The organism is Fredinandcohnia quinoae, assembly GCF_022427965.1.
Taxonomy (GTDB): domain Bacteria; phylum Bacillota; class Bacilli; order Bacillales; family Bacillaceae_L; genus Ferdinandcohnia; species Ferdinandcohnia quinoae.
Window position 1 is genome coordinate 63,466 of record NZ_JAKTTI010000013.1, and the last position, 17,863, is coordinate 81,328.

Genomic DNA, 17,863 nt, shown 5'->3' on the forward strand with positions numbered 1-17,863 from the left:
ATGGTCTGTCAAATTCCTAGGGGCCTAAAGAGGCTAGATCATCAATATCTCTCGGATATCATCTTCAGTTAATGTTGTTTGAATATTGTCTTCGGAATCAATAATCTCTTCAATTAATTGTCGTTTCTTATCTTGTAATTCATTTATTTTTTCTTCGATTGTTCCTCGTGCGATAAGTTTGATAACCTGAACTTCTTTTGTTTGTCCAATTCGATAGGCACGGTCAGCAGCCTGTTCCTCTACCGCTGGATTCCACCAAATATCATATAAAATGACAGTATCGGCTCCTGTTAAATTTAAACCAGTTCCCCCTGCTTTCAGGGAAATTAAGAATAAATCACGTTCACCTTCGTTAAATCGTTCACAAATTTCGATACGTTCGTCAGAGGGAGTTTGTCCATCTAAGTAAAAGAATTTGTCCCCTTGTTTCGATAATTCTCTTCCTATAAGAGCTAGCATTTTTGTGAATTGTGAAAATATCAAGATTCTCCTACCAGAGAGCTTTGCTTCCTCAATAATTTGCATTAATTGCTCAAATTTACCAGAACTACCTTTATAACCATCGACGAATAATCCTGGATGACAACAAATTTGGCGTAGCCTTGTTAAGCCAGCAAGAATACGAATGCGATTTTTTCGAAAAGTTTCCTTATCTAAATGCTTTAAGGTGTCATGTTTTAATTTAGCTAAATATGCACCATACAATTTTTTCTGATCTGGTAGTAACTCCACAGAATCAATTGATTCAATTTTTTCAGGAAGCTCATGGAGAACATCCTTTTTTAATCTCCGCAGTAAAAAAGGTTGAATTCGTCTTGCTATCGTTTTCCTCGTAAGATGACTAAAATCTTTTAAGCCACCGAAAAGTTCAGGGAAAACAACATGGAAAATCGACCAAAGCTCTTCAGATGAATTCTCAACTGGTGTTCCGGTAAGAGCAAAGCGATAATTTGCCTGAATTCGTTTTACTGCACGGGATGTTTTCGTAATTGGATTCTTAAAGTTTTGTGCTTCATCAAAAAATACAGTGTGGAAATCTTGTTGTTCATACCACTTTAAGTCCCTTCGTAATAATGGATAGGAGGTTATAAAAACATCTACACCTGTTACGTCATTTTGAATCTTACTTCGTTCTATTTTATTACCATCAATGACAATTGCTTGTACATTAGGTGCAAATTTCATTAGCTCATTCAGCCAGTTATATGTTAACGATGATGGGCAAACAATTAACACTGGATGGTTACTTTCACGTATTCTATCTAATTCAGATACAATGAAAGCAATACTTTGTAGTGTTTTTCCTAATCCCATATCATCGGCAAGAATTCCTCCAAACCCATAACTTGCAAGGGTCTTCATCCAACTAAAGCCATGTTTTTGATAGTTACGCAATATCGATTCTAAGCTTTTTGGTACATCAAATTGTAGACGGTCTGGATTGTGAATACTGTCTATAAATTGTCGAAACGAGTCCTCAAATGTGAATATTTGATCTCCATCAGTAGTATGAAGTAACTTAATACCTTTGACAATGGGTACATTCAACCCTTTTTCCAAATCGACTTCTTGCTCTGGCAATTCCTGAAGAAATCTGCTAATTTCTTCGAACTCCTTTGTTTCAAGTGACAATAATGAACCATTCCGTAGACGGTAATACTTGCGCTTTTCCTCCAAAGCTTGAAGAACCTCTCGAATTTGCTTCTCAGGTATTCCATCCATTTCAAATTTAAATTCCAGCCAATTTGTTCGTTCTTTTTTCACTTTTACTCTTATTTTTGGAAAGGAATTTTTCCTGAAAATCCGATTTCGAACTGCAGTAGTTGCATATACTTGTACATGTTGATGCAGTTTCGGAACGATATTGTATAAAAACTCATACTCCAATTGCTCGTTATGCAAAAAGTAGCCCCCATCAGTCTTTGTAAAAAGGCCTTCATCCATTAGTGTGAGAATGTCCTCCTCTTTCTCTTCATTTCTAATGAGTGTGGAGACTGCTTGGAATTCTTCTGGTTCTAAAGGATTAATTACAATGTTTTCATAATGGAACTCAAGTCCTGCCAAAAGGCGATTATTTACCCGATCAAGGAAAAGCTTTGCCTGTAAAGGGGTCTGTTCATATTGTTTCGAAATGGCATTTGAAAGTATGACCGTACCTAATCTTTTTAATCCTGGAACAACCTTTTCTATGTAAGTATTGAGCTGTTCCTTTGAAATGTGGATTTCATTTGTTCCTGTATTTTCAAGCATCTTTTTTAAATCCAATAGACGATTGCAATCTTCTGCCTTTAATTTGATTAACTTGCCACTAGACAATACATAATGATAAGAATCTAAAATAAGTAAAGATGTCATCCCTTTTATCTTGAGTAAAAATCCGTTATTATTATCTTCTTCAAACTTAAATTGTATCGGAAGCAAATGGTCTGATAGGCGAACTCCTTCAAATTCTATTCCGTCATATATCAATTTTACATTCGGTGCATCGATTAGAAATGGCAATAACCTTTCCCAAGATGAGGGTGGTATAAGTAGTGTATCATCTTGGATTGTTTCTTCAGATTCCTTTAAAAACGAATCAACAAATATTTTTTCATCGCGAACCACTTGGATAAGTTGCTGAATCACAGCATCTGTTTCACTTAGGAAGCAATGCTGACTTGGATCATACGTGAATTTGATAGAGAGTTTACTAGCATTTCCGAATTGGATATTTTTTAAGAACTCACGGATTTGTAGGATATTTATTGATTCAATCTGCATTTCTATTCCGAACATATACTGTCCAGTTGATAAAAATACAGGCTTACATGTGAATAAAACTTCAAGTACTTTTCTTTTTTCAAAATGGAGCTGATGTTTGCTTGACCGAAATGGTTTCTGATTGAATAAGGTCAGCAAGCTCTCCGAAAGATTAGAGGAATCTTTACGGGCTGATGGTACTATACCTTGCTTTTGATGTTCATATATAGAAAGAAGTACTGCCGCAATATGTTGACAATCCTTCTGAAATGAAACAAGCTTTGGACAACTACAAGTTGAGTGGAAGTCACCTGTGGGGTCTACTTCAATCGTAACGGTAAAGTCCTCAGTCCCTGAAACGGTTGCTTCACAAAAATCGGGACTATATGTTTCAAAGCTCACTTTGTTTGCTCGATAAAAAGCATCTCCCCTTTTGAAGGAGACAGTTCCACACATGTCTTGAATGATTTTATGATTTACTTTTATATTCAAATGCTCTCCTCCCAGAGATTTTACTATGCCATATATTATCCTTTAATGTGTGGATGTTCACAAGTAATTGAGTAATTTCAATAATGATAATTTGTGGTTCAATGAAAGGTCCAGAGCATAAAAAAGCTCCTATTAAAGTTGAGTTTGTTATATTATTGTTGTTGATTTCCACTTCAAGCTGTATCAAAATATTTTTCTATTGCGAATGAATTAAAGATTTTAATACTGTCAATAGTGTGTTGCTTTCCGTTCCGGAGCTCGCTTTCCGCGGGCATGGCTTGAGCCTCCTCGGGAGCGAAAAGCGTGCTCCCTGTGGGGTCTCAAGGCTCATGCTATTCCCGCAGGAGTCGAGCGCCTGCTCTCCAAGCAACAGGTGCTCTCCGTAAATTAAAAATATGTACGCCAAATAGATAACATTTTCGAGAAGTCGCCGCCTTCTGCTTCAATCAACACAGAAATAGAAGGTATTATTTTCTTGAAAATGTTTAATCACTATCATTTGTTTGTGGGAAATCCACCCAAGTAATCGAAGCCTTGTTTGGTAGGAATTTATGTTCTACGGGTTGACCATTACATCTCCCAATCCTCTAAATGTCCCCAGTTTATAGCAGGGCCTCCATTGAAACAGCTCATGGCACCTACATATACATTCCTAGTAGATTCCCCTATCTCATTAAAATGGTTAACGATCTCATTGGTTGTAGCGGAGACATTTCGGCTCGGTATATCTTTAAAACTTACCCAGTGTAAAGAACCTTCCTTACTTTCAATTAAGGTAGTATTTTTTGATACATTCCCAAAGAATACGTATTGAATTCGTATTTCTTGATTTTCTTTGTTCCTATGAATAATATATCTAAGTGTTAGATTTTTAATGTCATTACTCTTTAAGCCCGTTTCTTCCTCTATTTCTCTAAAGCAGGCATTTTGAGGTTCATTTATTTCACTACTTTCGATATGTCCACCTATTGGAACTAAGAAACCTGCGAAGAAAGAGTCTGTTTCTCTTTTTTGAAGAAATAACACTTCTCGTTCCTCATTTAGAAGAAATGCGACCGCCATTTGCCTAAGTCTCAAATTTGTTCTCTCCTTCAGATTCATAAATTCATATTCTGTTAAAATCCTTCTGTAAGTAACCTCTTCCCCTTTTTGCTCGATATAATATCCATTTCATTAGTTGGAAAAACAAATATTCACAATTATCTATATTAATTTTAACACAAAATGACAATTTCCTTTATATCATGAGTAAAAACATTGCAGAATAAAAGAAAAATAGCATCTCGATTTGAATGCTATTTGAAAATATTTCATTATCTTAGTCGCGATGAAGCAATCGATTCCTTACTATTTGTTGAAGTGCATCGTCTATCTTTTGGTAGGTAAATGAATATCCGGCCTTTTCTAATTTTTCAGGAATGACCCAGCGGCTTTTTAAAATTAATTCGGTTTCTGTTCCAATAAAGACTGCACCCATTTCGAGCATCCATTTTGGAGATGGTAAACCTAGCTTTCTATTTAATGAAGTTCTAAGTTGATTCATTAATTCTCGATTCGTGATTGGATATGGAGATGAACAATTAAAAACTCCATTTAATTCTTTATTGTCATTAATGAACTGGGTGATATTGAATAAATCTTCAATATGAATCCAGCTGAATTTCTGATTTCCAGAACCTTGTACACCACCCAGCCCGAATTTTACTAGGTTTTTGTAAGGAGTCATGACTCCCCCTTCTTCACCAAGCACAATTGCAATTCTCAAAGCTACTTGTCTAGTATTCGGTAATTGATATGAAAAAAAGCTTCTTTCCCATTCCTTCGCAACATCTACTGAGAACCCATCCCCAATTTCACCATTTTCTTCAGTCATTGGTCGGTCCTCTGCGTGCCGATAGATTGTAGCGGTACTGGAGTTAAACCATATCGAAGGTGGATTTTTACACTGTAAGAGTGCATCACCAAGTGTTTGTGTCGTTTCCAATCTTGACGTCAGGATTTCCTCTTTATTTTTTGTATTGTAGCGGCAATTGACTGATTTCCCAGCTAGATTTATTAATACCTCTGAATCTTCCAAAGCTCCGATGATTTCTTGATGTTGATCCCATGTAATATGCTCTTGTTTTCGGGAAATGATTTTCACATCATATCCCATATCATGATATTTTTTCGCAAAGTATGTGCCGATAAAACCTGTTCCCCCAGCAATTACAATTTTTCGCTTCAACATGATCAACTCATTTCTTAATATTTTTGTGAAATGATTCACATTAATTGTATCGAAATTTAATGAATAATGAAACCATGAAATAAATAATCGTAATTAGAGGATGTTTTCGCAAACTTTGTTGCTTTACTATAGTATTTTCCAACTATGTTAAAGAGCATAAACTATGTTGATATCTAGTGATTGGAGCGTATGGCACGAGACTCCAGCGGGAAAAGCGAGCCAAGCGAGACCCCACAGCGAAGAAGCGAGGAGGCTTGCGGATCGCCCGCGGAAAGCGAGTGCCAGAAGCGGAAATCACCCTAGGTGCAGATAGCAACAATCCTTTAGAAAAGAGCCAAATTAAAAAAGAGTTGCTGTTCGCAACTCACTTATAATAATCGAACTAACGATTACCGAAATTGATTTCGAAATTTAATAACTTTGTAGAAAAAAGCAGCATCTCGTCCTTGCTTTGTGTGAGGATTAATTTGATTACGAAGACAATTAAGAAATAGTTGGTCACATCTTGCTGAGGATCCAAATCTTCGATAACAGTCGTCATGAGATTTGCAACAAGCATCTACAGCATTCAAAGGAGCCCCCGGACCGCTACAACCAGGTCCACACCATCTATATCCAGGAACACACAAGCCTAGTCTTCTGATCTTTCTCATAGATAAAACCCTCCCTTCTCGCTATTCCTTCTACTTATAAACTATGTAGAGAGTATTTATGAAGGAAGGGCAAATATCAACTTAATAGAACATAAATAAAACAATAAAGTAAATTGCCATTGTAAGTAATCCGACTGGGAGACCAAAGCGGGCCCATTCTTTACTTGTAATATTTAATTTACCGGCTGCAATAATATTTGGGATATTTCCTGGAACAAGCATTCCGCCACTTATAAGGAGACCTAGTAAAATTGCCCGAATTGTTTCTTGGTCCATTGCGGGACTAATTTCTGCGGCAGCAAGTGTCGCATTATCCAAAATGGCAGAAATCATATTAATCCAATATAAGATGCTAGGTTGGAGACCAAGAATATACTCATTAATTAAAGGCTCAAACCCGTGTCCTAGGAACGTTAGACCCATAACAAATAAATAAATTTTTAAGGAGCGGATGAGTATTTCCGTATAGCTTTCTGCTTTTTGCTCCGCTCCTAAACCTTTACTGCTTTCATGTGGTTTAACTAAAAACATTGTTAATAGGCCAAAGATAATGACTGCGGGTATTACCTCAGGACCGATTGTCTTTAGTAAATAGAAGAAGTCTTCATTTAATTTACTAATTGTTATCGTAGATAATGGTTCACCAATCGGTGTTAATGCAGCACCAAGTCCAATTGAGAAGCAGGCTAAAACTGTAAAGCGAATTTCAGATGTTCTATCAAGTGGTAGCACATTGATGATGATAACAAGGATGATGGCAGCAATTATAGCCGTTATAATGCTGGAAACTAGTCCTAAAAAAATGACTGTCAATGCGAAAAAGAACCTTGGTGACAATGCCCTACTCATTGATAGAATTGATTTTTCAAGTGGAACTTGCAGCCATTTGCAAAGGAGTCCTGCAATCAATACAGCAAGTGTAATATTGACCGGGTCAATTAACGCCTTTTTAATTAAATGCGCATCCATTAAGCCACTAATTAAAGCAGCAGCTATCCCCATTAGAAATAAGAAAATTTCTAAATTATGCTCAACTTTTTTCACTGAAAAAGGTAAAAACAATACCAAAATTAAAATAATGATTAAACCTATCATATTTTCAAATCCCTATTCTTTAAATTTTTGTTAATAGCACGATTATAGAACTTTTCGGAAATACTTTACAATTCAATTCTATATTATCTAATAATATTTATAAAACGATACGAATATGTAATTACTTTGCGAAAATTTAAAATAGTAAAGACTTTTTCATTGATAATATTAGAGAAAGTGTTAAAATGAGTAATAATTTAAATTTTTCAAACATATTGAAATAACAAACTGGAGGGAAAAAGCTTGACTGAATTACGAAGTAATATGATTAAAAAAGGATTTGACCGCGCACCGCATCGAAGTCTACTACGGGCTGCTGGTGTTAAAGATGAAGATTTTAATAAACCATTTATTGCAGTTGTAAATTCATATATTGATATTGTACCAGGACATGTTCATTTACAGGAGTTTGGGAAAATTGTAAAAGATGCTATCCGCGAAGCAGGCGGAGTTCCGTTCGAAATGAATACAATTGGTGTTGATGATGGGATTGCAATGGGACATATTGGTATGAGATATTCTCTACCAAGTCGTGAAATCATTGCTGACTCGGTTGAAACTGTTGTAGCCGCACACTGGTTTGACGGAATGGTATGTATTCCTAACTGTGACAAAATCACTCCAGGAATGATGATGGCAGCGATGCGACTTAATATTCCAACTATCTTTGTTAGTGGTGGCCCAATGAAGGCTGGGGTTACGAGTGATGGCCGTAAAATCTCATTATCATCTGTTTTCGAAGGTGTTGGTGCCTATCAATCTGGTAAAATTGATGAAAAAGGTTTGCAAGAATTAGAACAATTTGGTTGCCCTACTTGTGGATCATGCTCAGGTATGTTCACAGCAAATTCGATGAATTGTCTCTGTGAAGCGCTAGGTCTTGCATTACCTGGTAATGGTACCATTTTAGCGGTTGCTCCAGAACGTAGAGAATTTGTTAAAGAGTCTGCAAAACAATTGATGTATTTAATTGAACATGATATTAAACCACGAGACATTGTTACGGAAAAGGCAATTGATAATGCATTTGCACTTGATATGGCACTCGGTGGCTCGACTAATACCGTTCTACATACACTTGCTCTTGCACATGAAGCGGGTATTGATTATCCACTTGAAAGAATTAACCAGGTTGCAGAACGTGTACCACAGCTTTCGAAATTAGCTCCAGCTTCAGATCATCATATCGAGGATTTACATGAAGCAGGTGGTGTATCCGCTGTGCTTAATGAGCTTGCGAAAAAAGAAGGTGCACTCCATCTTGATACGTTAACGGTAACAGGGAAAACGCTTGGTGAAACGATTTCAGGATATGATGTGAACAATTATGATGTCATACATTCAATTGATAACCCATATTCCGTTAAAGGTGGCCTTGCTGTATTATTTGGTAACTTAGCTCCTGATGGTGCAATTATTAAAACCGGTGGTGTCCAGGATGGAATTACACGACATGAAGGACCTGCAATTGTTTTTGAATCTCAAGAAGAAGCATTAGAAGGAATCTCTAGTCGTAAAGTACAAGCGGGACATGTCGTTATCATTCGCTATGAAGGTCCTAAGGGTGGGCCAGGAATGCCTGAAATGCTTGCTCCTACCTCTCAAATCGTTGGGATGGGACTCGGTCCGAAGGTAGCTCTCGTTACAGATGGTCGATTCTCAGGTGCTTCTCGTGGACTTTCAATCGGTCATGCTTCACCTGAAGCTGCTGAGGGTGGACCACTTGCCTTCGTTGAAAATGGAGATCATATCGTAATCGATATTGAAAAACGGACAATGGATGTTCAAGTATCTGAGGAAGAATGGGAAAAACGGAAAGAAAACTGGAAAGGCTTTGAACCAAAAGTGAAAACTGGCTATCTTGCACGATATTCTAAACTAGTGACCTCTGCGAGCACTGGAGGAGTCATGAAAATTTAAAGAATGTAAAAGACCTGATTCTCATAGAATGTGAGTTTCAGGTCTATATTTTTAAGCTCTTTCCAGCATTCTATTTAATGCTAGTGTTGCATCATTGGCAATGTCAGTTGGTACTTTTATTTGCTGAGCAGTCTCTCCTTTTTCAATCATTTCCAATGACCATAATAAATGTGGAAGATCAATTCGATTCATTGTCATACATGGACATAAATGTGGATTAAGTGAAACAATTTCTTTATCTTGATGTTGATGTATAATTCTTTGTACTAAATTCATCTCAGTCCCAATTGCCCACTGACTACCGGCAGGAGCATGTTCAATCTTATGAATGATATAACTTGTTGAACCAGCAAAGTCAGATGCTTCAACGGTTTCAAACGGACACTCCGGATGGACAATAATATTCATATCAGGCTTTGTTTCACGTAAATGACGAATGTTTTCAACAGTGAAATTTTCATGTACAGAACAATGCCCTTTCCATAAAATAATCTTAACCTCTCGAATATCCCCTTCAAATTCAAAGCAATGGTTGATTGGATCCCAGACGGCCATTTGTTCTAATGGAATTCCAAGGTCGAAAGCAGTGTTTCTTCCTAGATGCTGATCAGGCAAAAATAAAATTCTTTCTTTTTGAGTAAATGCCCATTCTAGCATTTTTTTTGCATTTGAAGAGGTAACAGTTGCCCCACCATTCCTGCCGACAAATGCTTTTATTGCTGCAGTTGAGTTCACATATGTTAGTGGAAGAACAGTATCTCCAAATACTTCTTGTAGTACATTCCAGCATCTTTCTGTTTGATTCATATCAGCCATGTCTGCCATTGAACAGCCAGCACGCATATCAGGCAATAAAACAACTTGATCATCATTTGATAAAATATCAGCAGTCTCCGCCATAAAATGTACCCCGCAAAATACGATGGATTCAGCATCTTTATTTTGTGCTGAAATTTGTGCTAGCTTTAAGGAATCTCCAGTGGCATCTGCAAATTTGATTACCTCATCTTTTTGATAATGATGCCCAAGAATAAAGAGCTTTTTACCTAGCTTCGCTTTTATTTCAAGTACTTTCTCTTCCATTACTTCAATACTCATTGTTTTATAATGATCAGGAATCATAAGATGATTTGTATCCTTCTTCATCAATTCTAAAATATTCACTGTGTCCTCACTCCTATACTCTTAAACTAATATCTAAAGCTTTTACAGAATGTGTTAAAAAACCTAAAGAAATATAATCAACACCCGTATCACCATACTCATGTAAATCGTTCATCGTTATTCCACCAGACGCTTCTGTCACTATATGTTTTGGGACAAGGGTAATAAAGTCTTTAATTTCGGCAGGTGTTCGATTATCGAACATGATTATATCTGCACCTGCATCCACCGCTTCAACTACCTGTTCTCTCGTTTCAGTTTCGACTTCAATTTTTACCATTTGCCCTATTTTTTCACGAACTTTTGTTACTGCTTTTGTGATTGATCCACAAAAAGCAATGTGGTTATCCTTAATCATGACACCATCATATAGTCCGATCCGATGGTTAAAACCACCACCACAAGTAACCGCATACTTTTCAAACATCCTTAATCCTGGTGAGGTTTTCCTCGTATCGCATATCCTCGTATGAGTACTATTAAGTGCTAGTACAGCTTGATTCGTTGCAGTAGCAATGCCACTCATGCGTTGTAAGAGATTTAAAATAACTCTTTCCCCAGTTAGTAGTATTGCCATTGGACCTTCAACAGTAGCGATAATCTCACCCTTATTGGTTGCTTCTCCATCTTTTTTTCGAACGGTTACTTCAATAGTCAGGTCGAGGATTGCATAAGCAGCTCGAATCATATCGATACCAGCTATAATCCCATCTTCTTTCGTAACAAATTCTGCTTTTCCACGTATTTCTGCTGGAAAAATACTTTCACTTGTTATATCTCTTTCCCCAATATCCTCGATAAAAAACTGCCTTAATAATTTAGATAATTTCACATCATTCATTTATCCAATTTCTCCTCCCATTATTGTAAACTCATCATTTTTTCACGTTGATTCGTTCGAATGACCTCTTTTTTGTACCAATGAAGATTATCTTCCTTAGGGTAATCTTCACGGAAATGTCCCCCTCGACTTTCTCTTCTTTGCAATGCTGATGTCGCAATTAACCAGCCGACGGTTATCATGTTCACACTGATTAATTGATCTTTTGTTAAGGATGACAAAGAGGCTTCGTCAAATTGTTGTTTATATGTTTCAAACCATTCAATCGCTATTTTTAAGTGTTCCTTGCTTCGTACAATTCCGACATTCTCCGTCATCATTTGTTGAATTTCTGTTTTTGTAGGGAGAATGAATGTCGGATGATCATATTGATTTCTTGTTTGAGCATGAGTTCTATTTGGGATAATCATTTTTTTGCGATTTAAAATGTCATCGGCTACCAGGTTACCAAATACGATACCCTCTAATAAGGAATTGCTAGCTAAGCGATTTGCGCCATGAACACCTGTGCACGCGACTTCTCCAACAGCATAAAGCCCCTCAATCGAGGTTCTCCCTCTATGATCGGTTAATACCCCGCCCATTGAAAAATGTGCACCTGGAATAACAGGTATCAACCCTTTATTAATTTGAATCCCTTTTGATTCACATAAATTAGTTATCGTAGGAAAATGAACCTCGAAATTAGAAATCATAGAAATATCAAGATATACTTTATTCCCTGAAAGCATTTCTTGATGCAAAACTCTTGCGACAACATCTCTTGGAGCAAGATCTTCTTGTGGATGTACGGCCTTCATTAATTTTCTTCCATCTTCACTAACAAGGATTGCCCCTTCCCCTCTCACTGCCTCTGAAATAAGGCCGCAGCCTTTGCTATTAACATGTAATAAGGTTGGATGAAATTGAATAAATTCAAGATCGGCTAACTGTGCACCTGCACGATAAGCCATTGCAAGGCCATCCCCTGTAATGGATTCATCATTTGATGTAAATGAATAGAGTCCACCACATCCTCCTGTAGCAAGGATGATATGGGTTCCATAATATTGGTTAGTTGTATCGTGAAATGTCTTCGTTTCTACACCAATACATGATTGGTTATCAATAATTAAATCGATCGCCATTTCATCCTCAATGATTTGTACTCTATTTTTTACACGATCAAGCATATGTAGGATTAACTCTCTCCCAGTTGAATCGCCACCAGCATGAACAATCCTTCGAGTTGAGTGCGCTCCTTCTTTACCTAACTGGAGGTTTTTTTGTATATCAAGATCAAATACCATGCCCTCTTTTATGAGTTCTTCTAGATAACTAGGTCCTGTTTGAACTAATAGTTTAGTTGAATCTTCACGGTTATGGTGACATCCCGCTACTAAAGTATCGGTTAAATGTGTTTGCCAAGAATCATCTTTTCCAATTGCAGAGGCAATCCCACCCTGAGCTAAGTTTGAATTACTATTTGTTTTCTTTGACTTTGTGAGAATAATCACATTTAAATCCGCACTTAACTGATAAGCAGCAGTTAATGCAGCAATCCCACTTCCGATAATAACAACATCGAAGCTAGGCATATAATGAGCCCCCTTGAAAAATATACTCATTTCACTGATGTTTTTACAACTGTCTTGACACCTATATTTACACAAATGTAAACTGATGACAAGATATTTTTAATTATTTTTATATTTCTGAGGGGATGTTAAATAAATGATTTATTTAGATTATGCTGCAACTACTCCGATAAAAAGAGAGGTTTTACACGTTTTTAATGAAGTCTCTATGAACTATTTTGGAAATCCGAGCAGCTTACATGATATTGGTTCTGAAGCTATGAAACTATTAGAATTGTGCCGTAAAGAGTTAGCTGATAAAATGAATGGTGAGTCTGATGGAATATATTTTACAAGTGGAGGCTCTGAATCAAATATTTTAGCAATCCGTTCTCTTGTGGATGCTTATAAAGATAAAGGTCATCACCTCATTACAACAGCAACTGAACATTCGTCTGTCTTCCACCTATTCAAACAATTAGAATCAGAAGGATTTTCAGTTACTTATTTATCGGTGGACGAATATGGACATATTCGCTTAGATGAATTAAAAAAAGCGATTAATCAGAGAACTATCCTTGCTTCCATCCAACATTCGAACTCGGAAATTGGAACCATTCAGCCGGTTGAAGAAATTGGTAGGATACTTAATGAGAATGGGATTATTTTTCACTGTGATTGTGTCCAAACCTTTGGGAAGGTACCAATTAATATAAAGAAATATCATATTGATAGTTTGTCAATTTCTAGTCATAAAATATATGGTCCAAAAGGTGTCGGTGCCTGTTATATAAATCCTACCCTCTTATGGAAAGCACAGCTACCAGATACAACACATGAAAATGGCTTTCGTCCTGGTACAGTTAATGTTCCTGGTATCGCAGCATTTACAACAGCTGCGCAAATCATTTATAGTGAAATGCAGGAAAATATTAAGAAATATAGAGCACTAAGGAATCGAATGATCACGCTTATTCAGGATTTAAATCTTGGAATTATGGTTGAAGGTCATGGTGATGAACAACTTCCACATATCGTTGGATTATCGATACCTGGTATCCAAGGTCAGTATGTCATGCTAGAATGTAATCGTTATGGTATCGCAATTTCTACTGGAAGTGCTTGTCAGGTCGGTCAACAAAAGCCTTCAAAGACAATGATGGCAATTGGAAAATCAACGGATGAAGCAAAACAGCTGATTCGAATTTCCTTTGGAGATCAAACCGTAGAAAGTGAAATTGAAAAGGTAGTTGATGTCCTCCATTCGATCGTAAAAAAGTAAGGAGTGAATCTCAATTTTGGAAGAGGATAAAAAATTATTAGGAGAAAAACGTCGGGAATCTATTATCAAATGGTTAAAAGAAAGTCCTACACCAATTATTGGTGAAGAGCTTTCCAAAAAAGCTAATGTGAGTCGGCAAGTAATCGTACAGGATATTTCCTTACTAAAAGCAAGAAATGAACCGATCGTTGCGACAAGCCAAGGATATATTTATTTGCAAAATCAAGCAAAGAATGAATTGTTTACGAGAATGATCCCTTGTATACATCGACCAGAGGATGCAATGAGAGAACTTCAAATCCTTGTTGATAATGGAGTTTTAGTGAAAGATGTAATTGTCGAGCACCCTGTATATGGTGAAATATCTGCTTCGTTAATGATTAGCAGCCGTCTCGAAGTTAATCGCTTTATCGAACAAATCAGTACGACAAAAGCCTCCTATTTATCTCAATTAACAGAAGGTGTCCATTTACATACAATCGAAGCTGACACCATTGAGAAATTAGACGCAGCGTGTGAAGCATTAGATGCAGCCAATTTTTTATTAAAGGAAAAATAAAAAAAGCCCACGATCTTATGTGGGCTTTTGGTGTATGTTAGGTAAGTCACATTATAGAGGATTATCAAGGTTTGCACTAAATTACGGTTGACTTCTTAGCATTTATTTTAATTTATGGGAGAAATTAAAATAAAAAAGTCGTTATAAGGAGTGATCATATACGTGCCTAACATTATCAGATTAATTCTGCTATTATTTCCTTGGATTTCTATTGTATTTCTCCCTAAAAAGGCATTCAGACAATATTTGCCCGTCTCACTTTTTACTTCATTGCTTGTTACAGGAATGTGTTTGTTAGCTGTCCCTTATAAGTGGTGGGTTGTTAAAGGGGGATGGAAACATAAAGTTTTTAATGATGGAAGTTTTGTTTTTGGACCTTTTCTTGTAGGAACATTGTGGATTTTCCATTTAACATTTGGAAATCTAAAACGATATCTTGGGGTTAATTTACTTATGGATTTATTTTTCTCTTTCCCACTAAGTTATCTATTTCAATAGCTAAAACTATTTAAATTAGTTAACTTTAAACCAAAACACATATTTTTTTCATTCATTAGTTACTCTTTAATTATTTATGGATATGAGATTCTAATAAAAAGAGCTAAATGATTTTTTATAAAGGGGAAACCTTCAAAAAGGTTTCCCAACTCTATATTAGTTAAATCATGATTTTACAAATATCGTTCGTGAATTCTACTGGATCTTGAATTGGTAATCCTTCGATTAACAGGGCTTGGTTATACAATAATTGTGTGTATAAACCTACCTTTTCTTTATCTGTTTCAAACGCATTTTTTAATGATTGGAAAACATCATGATTCACATTGATCTCAAGTACTTTATCCGCTTTTACATTTTGATTGTCTGGCATTGCACTCAATACTTTTTCCATTTCAATTGTAATTTCACCATCCGTAGACAAGCATACTGGATGTGATTTCAAGCGTTTTGATACTCTGACATCAGAAACCTTACCTACTAAAGCTTCCTTCATATAATCAAAAAGCTCTTTGTTTTCAGTTTGTTCAGAGGTTGTTTCGTTCTTCTCCTCTTCCGTTTCAATACCTAAGTCACTACTAGAAACTGATTTAAATTCTTTTTCTTTATACGTCATGATCATTTTAATCGCAAATTCATCAATATCTTCTGTGAAGTAAAGAATTTCAAACCCTTTATCAGCTACAAGCTCAGTTTGTGGTAATTTTTCAATTCTTTCATTTGAATCACCAGAAGCATAGTAAATGTATTTTTGATCCTCTGGCATTCTCTCTACATACTCATCAAGAGTGACCATCTTCTTCTCTTTAGAAGAATAGAACATTAGTAGGTCCTGGAGTACCTCTTTATTCATACCGTAATCACTATAAACCCCGAATTTCAGTTGTCTGCCAAATGATTTATAAAACTCTTCATATTTCTCACGTTCATTTTTCAACAGGCTTTGTAATTCACTTTTGATCTTTTTATTTATATTTTTCGCAATTAGCTTTAATTGACGATCCTGTTGTAGCATTTCTCTTGAAATATTTAGTGATAAGTCCTCAGAATCGACCATCCCTTTTACAAAGCTGAAATAATCAGGAAGTAGGTCAGCACATTTATTCATGATGAGAACTCCATTTGAATAGAGCTCAAGTCCTTTTTCGAATTCTTTTGAGTAATAATCAAACGGGATTTTTTCAGGAATATATAGAATCGCATTATATCTGATTGAACCATCAACACTGATATGAATATGCTTAAGCGGCTTATCGAAACCGTAATGCTTTTCATTATAAAATGCTTCGTAATCTTCATCTGTTAGCTCATTCTTGTTTTTTCGCCAAATCGGAACCATGCTATTGATAACCTGCTCTTCCACATAGTCCTCTAGTTCCTTATCGTCATCTTCTTTTGGTCGTTTACTAGTTACATCCATTTTAATTGGATAGCGGATGAAGTCAGAGTATTTCTTAATAATTGCTTTTAAGCGGTATTCTTCTAAATACTCATCATATGATTCATCTTCTGTATTCTCTTTCATTTTTAAAATAATTTCAGTACCTACAGAGTCTTTTTCAGCTAATTCAATCGTATATCCATCAGCACCAGTGGATTCCCACTTGTAAGCTTCATCACTTCCTAATGATTTACTTATTACTGTTACAACATCAGCGACCATAAATGCCGCATAGAAACCTACCCCGAATTGACCGATTATATCGTGACCATCTTTCGCTTCGTTTTCTGTTTTGAACGCTAAAGAACCACTTTTTGCGATTGTACCAAGATTGCTTTCAAGCTCCTCTCTCGTCATACCAATCCCAGTATCTGTAATGGTTAATGTTCGATTGTCTTTATCTGCAGCCACTTTTATGTAGTAGCTATCTTTTTCAAACGTTAAAGAATCATCAGTAAGTGCTTTGTAATAGATTTTATCTATTGCATCACTTGAATTAGAAAGTAATTCTCTTAAAAATACTTCTTTTTGCGAGTAGATGGAGTTAATCATCATTTCTAATAGTCTTTTTGATTCTGCTTTAAATTCTTTTTTTGCCATTTATACCTCTCCTTCCAAACAAATGAAATGTTAGCACTCTGAATGAATGAGTGCTAATCAACACTATTTAAATACCATAAAAAGACAAGCATTGTCAATACAAATGCAATAAAAAACGGCTATAAAAGCCGTTTTAAAATTACTGTTTTTCTGGATCTGGGAAGTCATAGCTCTTTGTATCGACCTTAACGGTTTTCATTTTTTGGTCCTTTAATGGTTTATCGTTTTTGTCACGTTCGACTGCAACAATTTCATCGACGACCTCTAATCCCTTCGTCACTCGTCCAAATGCCGCATAATCTCCATCAAGCTGTGATTCACTCGCTACCATAATAAAAAATTGTGAACCAGCTGAATTAGGGTCCTGGGATCTAGCCATCGAAATAACTCCACGTTCATGTTTTAAAGGATTTTCAAATCCATTGGAAGTAAATTCACCTTTAATTGCATAACCAGGTCCACCCATTCCAGTTCCCATCGGATCTCCGCCTTGAATCATAAATCCAGGAATGACACGGTGAAAAATCAGGCCATCATAATAGCCTTGTTCGATTAACGAGATGAAGTTTGCCACGGTGTTTGGAGCAATCGCTGGATATAACTCAAGCACAATTGTTTGATCATTTTCCATCGTAATTGTTACAATTGGCTTTTCTTTAACATCTAATGGATACTCGTCGATAGTAGGTTGATCCCCTGCTTGTCCATTTTCAGTCTTAGTTCCACAGCCTGCAATGATAAGTAAGATGATAAAAATAAAAATTAATCTTGTCTTCATGTTAGAACTCCT

At 36.2% G+C, this 17,863-nt stretch carries 14 protein-coding genes and 1 pseudogene; 4 read left to right on the forward strand and 11 right to left on the reverse strand.

Going from position 1 to position 17,863, the window contains the following annotated elements; translation table 11 throughout:
• Positions 1-33 precede the first annotated feature (33 nt).
• The 6 genes and pseudogenes from MJG50_RS10205 to MJG50_RS10225 all read right to left on the reverse strand — a co-directional run bounded on the left by MJG50_RS10205 (position 34) and on the right by MJG50_RS10225 (position 7,212).
• Positions 34-3,234, reverse strand: a complete 3,201-nt coding sequence (locus MJG50_RS10205) for a DEAD/DEAH box helicase (protein WP_240255407.1) — start codon at positions 3,232-3,234, stop codon at positions 34-36.
• Between the two features lie 570 nt (positions 3,235-3,804).
• Positions 3,805-4,296 (reverse strand): NUDIX hydrolase, encoded by a 492-nt coding sequence (locus tag MJG50_RS10210; protein WP_240255409.1) that lies wholly within the window; start codon positions 4,294-4,296, stop codon positions 3,805-3,807.
• Between the two features lie 256 nt (positions 4,297-4,552).
• Positions 4,553-5,461 (reverse strand): TIGR01777 family oxidoreductase, encoded by a 909-nt coding sequence (locus tag MJG50_RS10215; RefSeq protein WP_240255411.1) that lies wholly within the window; start codon positions 5,459-5,461, stop codon positions 4,553-4,555.
• A gap of 385 nt (positions 5,462-5,846) precedes the next feature.
• A complete protein-coding gene (locus tag MJG50_RS22315) occupies positions 5,847-6,005 on the reverse strand; it encodes a hypothetical protein (protein ID WP_345893230.1) in 159 nt (52 codons plus the stop codon).
• 25 nt (positions 6,006-6,030) lie between these two features.
• A pseudogene (locus MJG50_RS22320) lies at positions 6,031-6,117 on the reverse strand (Parvovirus coat protein VP1-like protein); the annotation flags it as partial.
• A gap of 81 nt (positions 6,118-6,198) precedes the next feature.
• Positions 6,199-7,212: a DUF1646 family protein gene (locus MJG50_RS10225; RefSeq protein WP_240255415.1), complete on the reverse strand. Its 1,014-nt coding sequence runs from the start codon at positions 7,210-7,212 to the stop codon at positions 6,199-6,201.
• A gap of 243 nt (positions 7,213-7,455) precedes the next feature.
• Here MJG50_RS10225 and ilvD point away from each other — a divergent pair, with 243 nt between their 5' ends.
• A complete protein-coding gene (ilvD, locus tag MJG50_RS10230; RefSeq protein ID WP_240255417.1) occupies positions 7,456-9,132 on the forward strand; it encodes a dihydroxy-acid dehydratase in 1,677 nt (558 codons plus the stop codon).
• A gap of 51 nt (positions 9,133-9,183) precedes the next feature.
• Here ilvD and nadA read toward each other — a convergent pair whose 3' ends face one another.
• The 3 genes from nadA to nadB are packed head-to-tail and all read right to left on the reverse strand — an operon-like array spanning position 9,184 to position 12,714.
• Positions 9,184-10,296 (reverse strand): quinolinate synthase NadA, encoded by a 1,113-nt coding sequence (nadA, locus tag MJG50_RS10235; protein ID WP_431307271.1) that lies wholly within the window; start codon positions 10,294-10,296, stop codon positions 9,184-9,186.
• Between the two features lie 13 nt (positions 10,297-10,309).
• Positions 10,310-11,137, reverse strand: a complete 828-nt coding sequence (gene nadC / locus MJG50_RS10240; protein WP_240255419.1) for a carboxylating nicotinate-nucleotide diphosphorylase — start codon at positions 11,135-11,137, stop codon at positions 10,310-10,312.
• A gap of 20 nt (positions 11,138-11,157) precedes the next feature.
• Positions 11,158-12,714: an L-aspartate oxidase gene (gene nadB / locus MJG50_RS10245; protein WP_240255421.1), complete on the reverse strand. Its 1,557-nt coding sequence runs from the start codon at positions 12,712-12,714 to the stop codon at positions 11,158-11,160.
• Positions 12,715-12,850: 136 nt separating this feature from the next.
• On the opposite strand from nadB, the gene MJG50_RS10250 reads away from it, so the two are divergent.
• The 3 genes from MJG50_RS10250 (at position 12,851) to MJG50_RS10260 (ending at position 15,032) form a co-directional block, all read left to right on the forward strand.
• Entirely contained in the window at positions 12,851-13,975 is a 1,125-nt protein-coding gene (locus MJG50_RS10250; protein WP_240255423.1) for an IscS subfamily cysteine desulfurase, read from the forward strand.
• A 16-nt stretch (positions 13,976-13,991) separates the two neighbouring features.
• Complete coding sequence (locus MJG50_RS10255; protein ID WP_240255425.1) at positions 13,992-14,534, forward strand: transcription repressor NadR; 543 nt, start codon at positions 13,992-13,994, stop codon at positions 14,532-14,534.
• A 162-nt stretch (positions 14,535-14,696) separates the two neighbouring features.
• Complete coding sequence (locus tag MJG50_RS10260) at positions 14,697-15,032, forward strand: hypothetical protein (RefSeq protein WP_240255426.1); 336 nt, start codon at positions 14,697-14,699, stop codon at positions 15,030-15,032.
• Positions 15,033-15,192: 160 nt separating this feature from the next.
• Here the strand turns inward: MJG50_RS10260 and htpG are convergent, their stop codons facing one another.
• The gene (gene htpG / locus MJG50_RS10265) at positions 15,193-17,073 is read right to left on the reverse strand and encodes a molecular chaperone HtpG (RefSeq protein ID WP_240255428.1); all 1,881 of its coding nucleotides are present in this window, start codon (positions 17,071-17,073) and stop codon (positions 15,193-15,195) included.
• Positions 17,074-17,212: 139 nt separating this feature from the next.
• The gene (locus MJG50_RS10270; protein WP_275695573.1) at positions 17,213-17,851 is read right to left on the reverse strand and encodes a peptidylprolyl isomerase; all 639 of its coding nucleotides are present in this window, start codon (positions 17,849-17,851) and stop codon (positions 17,213-17,215) included.
• Between the last annotated feature and the right edge of the window lie 12 nt (positions 17,852-17,863).